Source organism: Desulfosarcina ovata subsp. ovata, assembly GCF_009689005.1.
Lineage (GTDB): Bacteria > Desulfobacterota > Desulfobacteria > Desulfobacterales > Desulfosarcinaceae > Desulfosarcina > Desulfosarcina ovata.
Genome location: NZ_AP021879.1, coordinates 3,639,365 through 3,652,213 on the forward strand (window position 1 = coordinate 3,639,365; position 12,849 = coordinate 3,652,213).

General features: G+C 58.0%; 13 protein-coding genes and 1 pseudogene. 7 read left to right on the plus strand and 7 right to left on the minus strand.

Annotated features, from left to right (window positions below):
• Positions 1–140: 140 nt before the first annotated feature.
• The 7 genes from GN112_RS16125 to hypB all read left to right on the plus strand — a co-directional run bounded on the left by GN112_RS16125 (position 141) and on the right by hypB (position 7,649).
• On the plus strand, positions 141–1,694 hold the full coding sequence (locus GN112_RS16125) for an acyl-CoA carboxylase subunit beta (protein WP_155311146.1): 1,554 nt from the start codon (positions 141–143) through the stop codon (positions 1,692–1,694).
• A 45-nt stretch (positions 1,695–1,739) separates the two neighbouring features.
• Positions 1,740–1,949 carry a hypothetical protein gene (locus tag GN112_RS16130; RefSeq protein ID WP_155311147.1) on the plus strand — a complete coding sequence of 70 codons (210 nt, stop codon included), beginning with the start codon at positions 1,740–1,742 and terminating at the stop codon, positions 1,947–1,949.
• A 69-nt stretch (positions 1,950–2,018) separates the two neighbouring features.
• Positions 2,019–4,079: a pyruvate carboxylase subunit B gene (locus GN112_RS16135; RefSeq protein WP_155311148.1), complete on the plus strand. Its 2,061-nt coding sequence runs from the start codon at positions 2,019–2,021 to the stop codon at positions 4,077–4,079.
• Positions 4,080–4,262: 183 nt separating this feature from the next.
• The gene (sucC, locus tag GN112_RS16140; RefSeq protein WP_155311149.1) at positions 4,263–5,429 is read left to right on the plus strand and encodes an ADP-forming succinate--CoA ligase subunit beta; all 1,167 of its coding nucleotides are present in this window, start codon (positions 4,263–4,265) and stop codon (positions 5,427–5,429) included.
• A 28-nt stretch (positions 5,430–5,457) separates the two neighbouring features.
• Positions 5,458–6,327, plus strand: coding sequence for a succinate--CoA ligase subunit alpha (gene sucD / locus GN112_RS16145; RefSeq protein ID WP_155311150.1), 870 nt, complete (start codon positions 5,458–5,460; stop codon positions 6,325–6,327).
• 164 nt (positions 6,328–6,491) lie between these two features.
• A complete protein-coding gene (gene hypA, locus GN112_RS16150) occupies positions 6,492–6,845 on the plus strand; it encodes a hydrogenase maturation nickel metallochaperone HypA (protein WP_155311151.1) in 354 nt (117 codons plus the stop codon).
• A 24-nt stretch (positions 6,846–6,869) separates the two neighbouring features.
• A complete protein-coding gene (gene hypB, locus GN112_RS16155; RefSeq protein ID WP_155311152.1) occupies positions 6,870–7,649 on the plus strand; it encodes a hydrogenase nickel incorporation protein HypB in 780 nt (259 codons plus the stop codon).
• Between the two features lie 22 nt (positions 7,650–7,671).
• On the opposite strand, the pseudogene GN112_RS35290 reads toward hypB, so the two are convergent.
• The 7 genes and pseudogenes from GN112_RS35290 to GN112_RS16190 form a co-directional block, all read right to left on the minus strand.
• Positions 7,672–7,722 (minus strand): annotated as a pseudogene (locus tag GN112_RS35290) (hypothetical protein); the annotation flags it as partial.
• Between the two features lie 15 nt (positions 7,723–7,737).
• Complete coding sequence (locus GN112_RS16165) at positions 7,738–8,091, minus strand: hypothetical protein (RefSeq protein WP_155311154.1); 354 nt, start codon at positions 8,089–8,091, stop codon at positions 7,738–7,740.
• 36 nt (positions 8,092–8,127) lie between these two features.
• Complete coding sequence (locus tag GN112_RS16170; protein ID WP_155311155.1) at positions 8,128–8,415, minus strand: hypothetical protein; 288 nt, start codon at positions 8,413–8,415, stop codon at positions 8,128–8,130.
• 200 nt (positions 8,416–8,615) lie between these two features.
• Positions 8,616–10,316: a sensor histidine kinase gene (locus GN112_RS16175; RefSeq protein ID WP_162458962.1), complete on the minus strand. Its 1,701-nt coding sequence runs from the start codon at positions 10,314–10,316 to the stop codon at positions 8,616–8,618.
• A 106-nt stretch (positions 10,317–10,422) separates the two neighbouring features.
• A complete protein-coding gene (locus GN112_RS16180; RefSeq protein ID WP_155311157.1) occupies positions 10,423–11,217 on the minus strand; it encodes an MFS transporter in 795 nt (264 codons plus the stop codon).
• A 194-nt stretch (positions 11,218–11,411) separates the two neighbouring features.
• The gene (locus GN112_RS16185) at positions 11,412–12,038 is read right to left on the minus strand and encodes an MFS transporter (protein ID WP_155311158.1); all 627 of its coding nucleotides are present in this window, start codon (positions 12,036–12,038) and stop codon (positions 11,412–11,414) included.
• Positions 12,035–12,643, minus strand: coding sequence for an MFS transporter (locus GN112_RS16190; protein WP_155311159.1), 609 nt, complete (start codon positions 12,641–12,643; stop codon positions 12,035–12,037). Before GN112_RS16190 ends, GN112_RS16185 begins: the two co-directional genes overlap by 4 nt.
• Positions 12,644–12,849 lie beyond the last annotated feature (206 nt).

Below are 12,849 nucleotides of genomic sequence, written 5' to 3' on the forward strand. Positions count from 1 at the left end.
GCCTCGATCCACTCGTTAAGAACGCTTAATATCTTGTATTTATTGTATGAAATTAATTTCCGGGGCCACTGGTGGATGGCTTGCACCATTCCCCGTGGGCTAGTCAAAAGGTTCTGCACTTCAGGTGAAAGGAATGTGACATGGGTATTGTGAAGGAAAAAATCAAGGATCTCAAGGCTCGCGAAGCACGCATTCTTGAGATGGGCGGAGACAAGCTGGTCGCCAAGCAGAAAGAGGGGGGCAAGCTGACCGCCCGTGAACGCCTCGACAAGCTGTTTGATGAAGGCACCTTTAGAGAAATCGACATGCTTGTCCAGCACCGCTGCGTGAATTTCGGAATGGCGGACGTGGATATTCCCTCCGACGGGGTGGTCACCGGGCATGGTCTGGTGGACGGCCGTCCGCTCTTTGCCTACGCCCAGGATTTTACCTCGCGGGCAGGCAGCCTTGGCGAAATGCAGGCCAAAAAAATCTGCAAGGTCATGGACATGGCCCTCAAAGCCGGCGTGCCCTTCATCGGTATCAACGATTCGGGCGGTGCCCGCATCCAGGAAGGCGTGGACGCGCTCTCCGGCTACGGCCAGATCTTTTATCGCAACTCGGTCGCCTCAGGGGTGATTCCCCAGATTTCGGCCATCATGGGCACCACCGCCGGCGGCGCGGTCTATTCCCCGGCCATGACCGACTTTATCTTCATGGTCAAAAATACCAGTTATATGTTCATCACCGGTCCGGAGGTGATCAAATCGGTCACCGGTGAGGAAATCGATTTCGAAAGCCTGGGCGGTGCCATGACCCACAACGAGAAGAGCGGCGTGGCCCAGTTCGCCTGCGAAAACGACGCGGATGCCATCGATCAGATCAAATGCCTGCTCTCCTACCTGCCGGCCAACAACATGGAAGAACCGCCGGTGGTGGAGACCGATGACGATCCCATGCGCATCGAGGATGCCCTCAACGATATCATTCCGGACAGCCCCAACCAGTCCTACGACGTGCGCGATGTAATCACCGCCATCGTGGACAACGGTGAGTACTTCGAACCCCACAAGTACTTTGCCACCAACATCCTGACCGCGTTTGCCCGCCTCAACGGACGCAGTGTGGGCATCATCGCCAACCAGCCCACGGTCATGGCCGGCTGCCTGGACATCAATGCATCGGACAAGGCCACGCGTTTCATCCGCTTCTGTGACGCCTTCAACATTCCCCTGCTGACCATTGCCGACGTTCCCGGCTACCTGCCCGGCAGCCAGCAGGAGTGGGGCGGCATCATCCGCCATGGCGCCAAGCTTTTGTGGTGTTACAGTGAAGCCACCGTGCCCAAGCTGCTGCTGGTCACGCGCAAGGATTACGGTGGATCCTACCTGGCCATGTGCTCCAAAGACCTGGGCGCCGACATGGCCTTTGCCTGGCCGACTGCCGAAATCGCCGTCATGGGCGCCTCCGGTGCTTCCAACATCATCCACCGCAAAGAGATCAAGGACGCCGACAACCCCAAGGCCAAACGCGAAGAGAAGATCGCCGAGTACGAAGAGCTCTTCTCCAACCCCTACTGCGCGGCTCAGCGGGGGTACATCGATGCGGTGATCGAACCCGCCGAAACCCGGGTGCGGCTCATCGACGCCCTGGAGATCATGTGCAGCAAACGGGAACTGCGGCCAGCCAAGAAACATGGCAACATCCCCATGTAACCATGGTCCGCTGCTCGTTAACCGAATCTGAAAAGGTGCAATTTTATGGAAGCAAATGAGAAAAAACTGGCCGCCGCCCTCACCGCGGTGATGACCTATATCGAGACTGAAGAGGAAGCGATTCTCAAGCCTCCGCCAAAGCGGCCGGAACCGCGTCGTTTTGCTCAGGGCAACTTGTGGGCCCTTGCCGGTCGCCAGGGAATGATGCAGATGAGAAACCTCATGCAGATGAAAACCTTCAACCGCCTGCGCTAATCAATGCCGGGACGGATGGTCGAAAAATAATCAGCCATTCAACATCCAATTTTAGAGGAGACCCATACGATGAGTGACCACGATCAAGTCAAAATGACCCCAATGAATTACGATGTGAACCGGCCGACGGCGGAAAATCCGGTGAAGATCATGGATTTGAGCCTCCGCGACGGCCACCAGAGCCTTTTCGCCACCCGCGGACGCACCGAAGACATGATCCCGGTGGCCGAGCTGATGGACCAGGTGGGCTACTGGGCTGTGGAAACCTGGGGCGGCGCCACCTTCGACACCATGCACCGCTTCCTCAACGAAGACCCCTGGGAACGCATTCGCACCCTGAAACGCTACTTCAAAAAGACTCCTTTTTCCATGCTGTTGCGTGCCCAGAACCTGGTGGGCTACCGCAACTATGCCGATGACCTGGCCAATGCCTTCATGGATCGCGCCTGCGAAAACGGCATGGACGTCTTCCGCACCTTCGACGCTCTCAACGACTACCGCAATTTCCAGACCGTCGTGCCCAAGATCAAGGAGTACGGCAAGCACTTCCAGGGCTGCATCTGCTACACCATGACCGAACCGCGCCTGGGCGGCGAGGTGTACAATCTGGACTACTATGTTGGCAAGGCCAAAGAACTGGAGGCCATGGGCGCAGACAGCATCTGCGTCAAGGACATGGCCGGCCTGATCGCCCCCTACGATGCCTATGATCTGGTCAAAGCCCTCAAGGCCGCCGTCAAGGCCCCCATCCACCTGCACAGCCACTTTACTTCCGGCATGTCGCCCATGAGCCATCTCAAGGCCATCGAGGCCGGCGTCGACATCATCGACACCTGCATGAGCCCTTACGCCTACCGGACGTCCCACGCCGCCGTGGAGCCGCTGGTCATGGCTCTTTTGGGCACCAACCGCGACACCGGTTTCGACATCAAGCTGCTGGCCCAGATCAACGAGATTTTCGAAAAAGAGGTCATGCCCAAGTACAAGCATCTCCTCGACGACTCCAAGATGTCGGTCATCGACATCAACGTCCTTTTGCACCAGACCCCGGGCGGCATGCTCTCCAACCTGGTCAACCAGCTGCGCGAAATGGACGCCCTGGACAAAATCGGCGAAGTCTACAAGGAACTGCCGCGGGTCCGCAAGGAACTCGGCCAGATTCCGCTGGTCACACCCACCAGCCAGATCGTGGGCATCCAGACGGTCAACAATGTGCTCTTCGACTCACCGGACGATCGTTATAAGATGATTACCGCTCAGGTCAAGGATCTGTGCTACGGCCTTTACGGCAAGACCGCCGTACCCATCGATGCAGACGTGCAGAAAAAGGCCCTCATGGGGTATGATCGCGGGGAAGAGCCGATCACCTGCCGGCCGGCCGAAGTGCTCGAGCCCGAACTGGAGAAGGCCAAGGCCGAAATCGGAGACCTGGCCGTGGATATGGACGACCTGGTCACCTATGCCCTGTTCCCCGTCACCGGCAAGAAATTCCTGCAGTGGAAGTACGGCAAGGAAGATGCGCCGGCATCGGTCAAGGCGACCACCCTGGAAGACGTGAAAAAACGGGATGAGCTGGTCAAGAAAGCCCTGGCCGGCGAACTGATGGACAAGAAGAAGGCAGGGCCGGCCAAGGGCGACAACCTGCGCACCTTCAACGTTTTCATCGACAACGAGTACTTCGAAGTGGGTGTCGACGAAGTCGGCGGTAGCCCCATCATCCGCTACGCCGAGCAGATCCAGCTCTCCGGCGGCATCCCGGTCGCACCGGTTGCTCCGGCTGCTCCGGTTGCCGCGGCACCGGCGCCTGCTGCTCCAGCGGCGGCACCCGCTCCCGCCGCACCGGCTGCCGCACCGGCCGCAGCACCGGCACCTGCAAAAGAAGCTGCACCGGCGCCCGAGCCGGCAGGTGATGCCGGTGGCACCCCGCTGCCCGCCCCCATGCCCGGCATGATCGTCAAGTACGAAAAGAAAGTCGGCGACACCGTTAATGCCGGTGAAACCGTGGTGGTTTTGGAAGCCATGAAAATGGAAAACGCCCTGCCCGCACCGGCCAGCGGCACCATCAAATCCATCGGCTACGGCTCCGGTGATTCCGTGGCCAAGGGGGATGTGCTCTGCGTTATCGGATAACGGTCCGTTTTCCCATCGCTTGATTGACTCACAAGTATTCAACCCATGGGGAGCACAGCCCGACAACCAGAGGGGCTGTGCTCCCCCCACGCCACTCAGCATTACACGTCGATGTTGACCATAGGGCCCCAGGCCGTTTTCTTTCCCGCGTCTGGACCCGCAAACACAAAGGAGATCGGTATCATGAAAATCCATGAATACCAGGCAAAAGAGCTGTTCCGTAAAAACGGCGTCGCCGTTCCCGACGGCGGTGTAGCCTTCACCGTCGAAGAAGCCAAGGCCGTCGCCGAGAGGCTGGGTGCCTACCCGGTGGTGGTCAAGGCCCAGATTCACGCCGGCGGCCGTGGACTGGGCGGCGGCGTGAAGGTGGCCAAGACAGCGGAAGAATTCGACACCTACGCCAGCAGTATCCTGGGCATGAATCTGGTCACCAAGCAGACCGGGCCAGGCGGCAAACTGGTCAAGAAACTGCTCATCGAGCAGGGCCTCAACATCGCCAAGGAACTCTACCTCAGCATCCTGCCGGACCGGGCAACGGCCAAGATGATCATCATGGCGTCCGAAGCCGGCGGCATGGACATCGAAGACGTTGCCGAGAAGACACCCGAGAAGATCATCAAGGTCTTTGTTGACCCCAATGTCGGGATTCAAGCCTACCACCTGCGGGCCGCTGCCTTTGGACTCAACATGTCCAAGGCGTCCATGAAACCCTTCACCGTACTGCTCAAAAACCTGTACCAATTGGCTGTCAGCTACGACTGCTCACTGGTAGAAATCAACCCGCTGATCATCACCGCCGAAGACGATGTGATCGCGCTCGACGGCAAGATGGATTTCGATGACAACGCCCTGTACCGCCATCCCGATGTCAAGGAATACCGCGACCTGGATGAAGAGGATCCCACCGAGGTGGAGGCCGGCAGCTTTGGCCTGAACTACATCCACCTGGGCGAAGGCGGCAACGTGGGCAATATGGTCAACGGCGCCGGCCTGGCCATGGCAACCATGGATTGTATCAAGTACGCCGGCGGCAAGCCGGTCAACTTCCTCGACGTGGGCGGCGGCGCCAGCGCCGAACAGATTGAAAACGGTTTTCGCATCCTGCAGAGCGATGACAACGTAAAGGCGATCCTGATCAATATTTTTGGAGGGATCCTGCGCTGCGACCGCCTGGCCAACGGCGTCGTCCAGGCCGCCAAAAAGGTCGGCATGCGCGTGCCGGTGATCATCCGCATGGAAGGCACCAACCTGGCCGAGGGGAGAAAGATCCTGGCGGAGTCGGGTCTGGAGCTGATCAATGCCAAGGATCTCAAGGATGCCGCCGAGAAACTGAAGGCTGCGATCCAGTAATTTATTACAAATCAGCGAGGATTAAACCGTGAGCATATTAGTCAATAAAGAAACCAAACTGTTGGTGCAGGGAATTACTGGAAAAGAAGGCCAGTTCCATGCCCGTGCATGCGTTGAGTACGGAACCCAGGTCGTGGCCGGCGTGACCCCCGGCAAGGGCGGCCAGAAAATGGACGAGGTTCCCGTTTTCGATACGGTCGCCGATGCCGTAAAGACCGCCGGCGCCAACGCCAGCATGATTTTCGTGCCCCCGCCCTTTGCCGCCGACGCCATCATGGAGGCCACCGACGCCGAGGTTCCCCTGATCGTCTGCATCACCGAAGGCATTCCGGTGATGGACATGATGCGGGTAAAAAACTACATCAAGGACAAACCGGTGCGCCTTATCGGCCCTAACTGCCCCGGCATCATCACTCCCGGTGAGTGCAAGATCGGCATCATGCCGGCGCCGATTCATCAACCCGGCAAAATCGGCGTGGTTTCCCGCTCCGGCACCCTGACCTATGAAGCCGTGCATGCCCTGACCCTTACCGGCCTGGGCCAGACCACCTGCATCGGCATCGGCGGCGATCCGGTCAACGGCACCAACTTCATCGACTGCCTGGAACGCTTCCAGGCCGACGACGCCACCCAAGGCATCGTCATGATCGGCGAGATCGGCGGCGACGCGGAAGAGAAAGCGGCCGAATTCATCCAAGAGAAGGTCACCAAACCGGTGGTCGGCTTCATCGCCGGCCTCACCGCCCCTCCGGGACGACGCATGGGCCATGCCGGCGCCATCATCAGCGGCAGCAGCGGCACCGGCCAGAGCAAGGTGGCGGCCATGAAAGCCAATGGTATCAACGTGTGTGAAAATCTGGCCTATCTGGGCGATGTGTGTGCCGAAACGTTCAAATAAACGATTGGCTGTCTCAATCCTTATTTCAGCTACTCAAAAGAACGGGCGGTTCCTGCGAACCGCCCGTTCTTTTGCATGATTGATCAAATGTGGATCGGATGGTATTTGAATCGTTCAACAAGCAGCAACCGGTTCGGCTCGAAAATGTAACTCAAAGGAATTCCATGCACGAAATGGGCATCGCCATGCAGATCGTAGAAATCGCCACGGCCTCCATCCCGGCGGACATGCAGTGCGCCAGGGTCCAGCGCGTCAACCTTAAGGTGGGCAAATTGTCGGCCATCGTGGCGGACAGCCTGCGTTTCTGCTTCGATCTGGTGGTCAAGGAGACGCCCCTGGAGGGGGCCGAGCTGGTCATCGAAGAACTGCCCGTGGTGGTGCGCTGCAAGGCGTGCGAAAACCAGTGGACCGTCACCGAACCGGTTTTCGTCTGCCCGGTCTGCAAAAGCGGCGATATCGACATCCTCTCCGGGCTGGAGTTGGACATTACCTCCATTGAAATCGAAGACGAGGATTGACGATTCCGTAAAAAAGGATAGATCATGTGGTTTTTCGCCAATCGCATCATCAAACGGTATCATCGCGGCCATCACGGGCCCCACGACCATCACCATGGCGGCGGCCATGACGTGGAGACAAAAAAATCAGGCACCCGCGAGATCAAAGTGGTTCGGCGGGTGCTGGACGCCAACGACATCATGGCCGGGCGCATGCGGGCGGTATTCGCCGAAAAGGGCGTCTTCGTGCTCAACATGATGAGCTCTCCGGGTTCGGGCAAGACCACCACCCTGCAGAAAACCCTGGCCCGCATCATGCCTGGTCTGCGTTGCGCCGTGATCGTGGGCGACATTTGCACGACCGTCGATGCCGACCGCCTGGCCCTGTCCGGTGCGCCGGTCGTCCAGATCAACACCGACGAGTTCGGCGGCGACTGCCACCTGGCGGCCCATGTGGTGGAAAAAGCCGTTGCCGACCTGGACCTTGACAACATCGACCTCTTGATCGTCGAGAACATCGGCAACCTGGTCTGCCCGGCGGAGTTCGACATTGGCGAAGACAAACGCGTGGTAGTCCTGTCGGTCACCGAGGGCGAGGACAAACCGGCCAAATACCCGCTGATGTTCCGCGAATGCGACGCCACCCTGCTCAACAAGATCGACCTTCTGCCCTACCTCGATTTTGACATGGACCTGGCCCGCACGAGCATCGCCAACATCCATCCCGGCATGCCGGTTTTCGAGATTTCGGCCAAAACCGAGGCCGGTTTCGACGACTGGATCGCGTGGCTGGAAGCGCAGGTGAAGGAAAAGTTGAAAGGGTGATGTCTCCGGGAACGACAAAGCGCCGCCAGATCTCCGGTTTGATCTCATCCAGACGGATGGTTAGGTGATACATTCAATTTTCCATGAATTATTCCTTTTCGAAACGGGTCTTAAAATTTGATTTTAAATTCTTCGCAAATGCCTTCATCCCTTTAAGTTCCATCCCAATTGGCTTGGCACCCGAGTGAATCAGACCATCATTGACGGGTAAATTAAACGAATAAATTGCTCCGCCGCCCTCAAGGATATCCCTGCCCAGTTGTTCCGTTTTACTGCCGGCACCGGCATATGGAATCAAAAAACTTCGGCCCAGTTTGGCAACCAAATGGTTGCGCTTTTGGGCGGACGACACGGTGGGTCGTTTCTGTTTTTCGTCGAATGGTGACAATATCAACAACCGGCCCTGATCAATTGATTTTTTCCATAATCGGGGGATTCGCATTTGAACAATTCCGCGTGCCGGGCAGACCACAATCGGCTAGGTACCTTTCAGCAGGATATCAAGGCCGTCCTTTTCGATCGGTGCGTGGAAACCGCTGACAACCGCAACGCCGGAGTCGTGCAGAATTCGCATGCAATCGTAGGTGTTTAGAATAATGCTGCCGGGGCATCGGATCGAGCAAAAAACGCCCAACAAATTGGTATTGAGGATATCAAGGTTGCCGATGGCCCAAAAGCTTTGAAAACGGGAGGGGATTTCACCCTTTAGCAAGGCCGCTGGGCAGGTTGATTCGCTTGTTTTGATTTTCTGAGTTGGGTTGCCCATGATGATAAAAATCTATTCGTAATTCTATTTGGAAAATTGCGAATAGAATTCCAAATAGAATCTTATATGGCGTTCATATGTCTGAAATATTTAAATAATTCTATTTGGAATAATTCCAAATAGAATTCCAAATAGACATCAAGGCAATTCATAACGGGTCCATCGGCCCTTTCCTAACCGCTTAATTGCCCCTTTATCAGTCATTTGATCGGAATCCGAATCGAGATATGTGTCCCCTGGCCCGGCTGGCTTTGGCAGGTGATGGTGCCGCGGTGGGCGGTGACGATGGATTGCACGATGGCCATGCCCAGCCCGTTGCCGACCTTGCCCTTGGTGGTAAAAAACGGCTCGAACATCCGCTCCCGATGCTCGGGGGCGATACCGCAGCCGTTGTCCTCAACGCTGACTTCAAGCCAGGTCCCATCGATCGTTCCGCGCACCGCGACCCGCCCGTCACCATCCAGGGCCTCGATGCTGTTTTTCACCAGATTGTTGAACGCCTGATAGAGCAGGCTCGCGTCGGCCTGAACCCTGGGTGCATCCGGCGGCCAGTCCATGGAGACCTCGATCCCGCGCTGCCGAATGACCGGTTTGTGCATGGCCAGGACTTCACGGAGAACTAGGTCGAGGGCCACCGGTGACGGATGAAGCTCGGGCGGTTTGGCAAACTTGAGAAAATCCAGCAAAAAGGTTTTGATGCGCGCCGCCTCTGTCTCCATTTTCTCCAGGGCCAGTGTCCCCTTCCGGCTCAAGGGCTCGCCCTTGAGGGCACTGGCCGACATGCCCACATTGTTGAGCAGGTTGCCCACCTCGTGGGTCACCTTGCTGGCCGATATGCCAAGCAGCGCCAGGTTGCGGGCATGGGCCAATTTCCTGGCCGTACGGATCTCGCGGTCAATGGTCTCATTTAGGGAGGCGGTCATGGTATTGAAGGCACGGCCCAGATCACCGATCTCGTCGTTGGTCTTCACCGCCACCTGAAGGTCCAGGCGGCCATCACCGATCTGCAGGACCTGCTTGTGCATGGTCTCGATGGGACGGATGAACTGCTTCACCTGGAACCAGCCCAGCATGACGGCCAACAGGCAGGCGGCCGCGGTAATGGTGACGGCCCAAATAAAGTTGGCATGCAGGTAGGCGTATATTTCCGGCATGGCCTGGCGCAATACGACCACCCAGTCCTGCCCCGTCAGATGAACACCCAGGCAAAAATACCCTTTCCCTTTTACGTGCTCGATCCATTTGACAGGAAACGGTGAATCCTTGATGGCATGCAGCGTGCGGGATCCGTATCCGGGAAGGCCACTCACCACGCGATCGATCTCCCGATGGGCCAGATGCCGGCCCGACGGATCGAGGATGAAAATCTGTCCGGTATCGCCGATGCGGATGCCCTCCAGAACATCCCAGATATGCTTCAGATTCAACCTGCCGTATAGTGCCGCCTCGATTCTGCCCATGCGTCGCACAGGCACGGCCATGTGAACCAGGGGAAGATTGTCGTCCCCCACATCAACCTCCGAAATGGCCGACAACCCGGAAAAAGCCTTTTCTATGACGCCGGCAGCCGACGCCTGGTTTTCCGGGGAATCATCCCCCGAAGCCGGAATGCACCGGCCATCGGTAAAAACCAGCAAGATACAGCCGAATTTCGGTTTGCTGTACTGAAAGGCAGACAAAACCATTTCCGCCCGCCAGTTGTCAAACCGGACTGCACGGAGTAACCAGGCCAGGGTTTCCATATCCTCGGTAGCGTTGTCCATAAACAAGTCGATTTCCGAGGCGGACGCCCGGATGATGTTGCGATAGTCCTGATCGACGGTTTTTTGAAAATAGCGGTAATTGGTCCACATCAGCACGGCGCTGGTGGCAGCGATGCCCAGGATCACGAAAGGCAGCACGAATCGCAGAAGCTGCCTGAATATCCCAGTTTTGCGGGGTTGCCGATCCATGCATGGTAAGTAGCGCGAAATTCCCACAGATTGCAATCGTACATCAACAAAGCCCTCAATGCCTGCCGATCGAACTTTCCTTCCCGAACACGGCCGGAGAACGAATTACCAGGACCAGGCCCGCGACCGATGCCAGGCAACCCACGATCATCGTTTCGCGGACATCCGCCAATTCGGCAAACACGCCTCCCAGCAGGCATCCACCGAGCAGGCCCGCCCCGCGCAAGGATGCCAGGGCGGCCATGGTGGCGCCCCGGCGGGAAGGTCGGCAATCCCGTTGGATCCGGCTTTCCGTCAGCATCTGGAGCATGGTAAATCCCCATCCGCAATCAGCCATGGCCAATACGAAAAGGCGCAGATTGGGCAAAATCGCCAAAACGGCGAATCCCATGCCTATAAGGAAGAAACAAATACGGAAAAGGGTGAAATCCCGCCACCGATTTACCATGGCGGACAACAGCAGGGCCGCCAGGCAGGCCCCCGCCTGATAGCCGGCCATGACCACCCCCCAGGCAACGATATCCCCCTGGAAAAAGAAATGGTTGTAGACGGGTGCAGCGACGTTCAACAATCCGCCGATGCCGATGGCCGCCGCCGATACCGTCACCCAGGCGCCCACCCGCCGATCCATGAGCGAAGCGACGTAGGCCCGGACCAGGCATTGGGGCCAGGCGGTGATATGACCGGGAGTTGATATGCTCATGGAATCGCTGGTCTTGGGCAGCCCCCGGATCAAGATGGCGCTTACCCCATACATGACTACGCCCGTTCCCAGGGAAATGCCGGTTCCCGCTTGGCGAATCGACAGGCCGATGAGCAGGGGGCCGGCAATACCAGCAGACAAGGCCATGCGCTCGTTCAGCGCATTGAAACGTGAGGCACGGGAAATGTGAGAAGATCGGAATTGATAAAAATAGGGTAACACTCAGATAAGTGGAAAACAAGGAGAAAAGAGGCAAGCGTTCACCGGGCAACGCATGGCTGTTTTTCGCTTGCCCGCTTTTTCGCTAAAAGGGGATCAACCCAACCGATGATGCTGTTTTACTATTGATTCAAATGAACGGATCTATTTTTTAGGCCATCCCCTTCCCGCGCGTGCGGCATGTAGGACAAACGGCAGGCGGTCAGCATTGCGGCAACCGACAACACGGCGCCAAAGCCAAACAACAGCCGCACTCCGCCGGCCTGCACCACCAACGCGCCGACCGATATTCCGGCCAGCAGGCACGCCCCGCCCAGGGCGGACAGGCCGGACAGGACGCCGCCCCGGCGGGTTTCGGCGCAATCGCGCTGGATACGGCTCATCAGAAAAATGGCCAGCAACGTGAAAAGGCAACCCAGGCAGGCCATGACGATGGCGAACAGGGGCAGACAAGTAAAGATCGCCAGCAGAATGAAACCCAATCCCACCAGGGTGAAGCAGCAAATCAGCAGGCTTCGGTCAGTCAGGCGCGTGTCCAGGGCTGGCAGGATCAGGGTTGCCAGACAGGCGCCGGCCTGGTAACCGGACATGACAGCCCCCCAGGCAACGATATCGCCCTGGAAGAACGTGCGGTTGTACACCGGCGCGCCAAAATTCAAAACGCTGCCGACAATACCGGAGGCAAGGATCAAAATCGACCAGATGCCGATGCGAGGATCGGCCAGGGGATCAAGGTAGACACTCGTCAACCGTCGCCCCCCCCCCTTGGCCGTTGTTCGCCCACCTTGCCGGCCGCCGCATCCAATCGCGGCAACCCTTTGGCCAGCCATGCGCTACAACCATACATAGCGATGCCCATGACCAGGGAGATGCCGGCGCCGGCCTGGCGAATCAGCAGGCCGATTAGAAAGGGGCCGCCGATGCCGGCCGCCAGGGCCACGCGCTCATTGACCGCATTGTACCGGATCAGCGCCCCGGGGGCGACGATGCGGGGCGTGATGCACAGTCGCGAGATCACGAACAGTAGCGAAGCGCTGGCGAACAGCAGGTAGATGGGCCACACGGTCCACCCGTCCCGGGCATTCAGCAATCCGACCACCAGCAGCAGCCGGGCCAGGATGCCGCCCACGATTCCGTTGCTGGGACCGATGCGGTCCACCCACCGGCCGGCCAGGGGCCCCAGAAAGATGGCCGGCGCCTGCTGAATCAGGCACAGCAAGAGCAGGTTGGCGTGGGATGCGGCAAGGCCGAAAAACAGTTCGGCCAGCAGGGTCAGGTGGACGAATTGATCGCCGAGGTCGGAGAAAAGTTCGGTCAGAATCATACGCCGGGGCATTGGTATGGGTCGCTTCATGGTCTCCCTCATCGCGTAAACGGGTTAAAAGAGATGGACGGTGCTGTCGGGGACCATTTTATTGGAGCGGAGATTCAGGTAACAGGGAGGGAAACGGGCATTTATCGGGTAAAAATGGTTGGTGAAAGGTCGTGCCGGCGTTTTTTAACCAAGATTGGGGGGCGTTTGCGGGAGCGATTACGGTAGCGGTAGGGGGTGCCACAGGG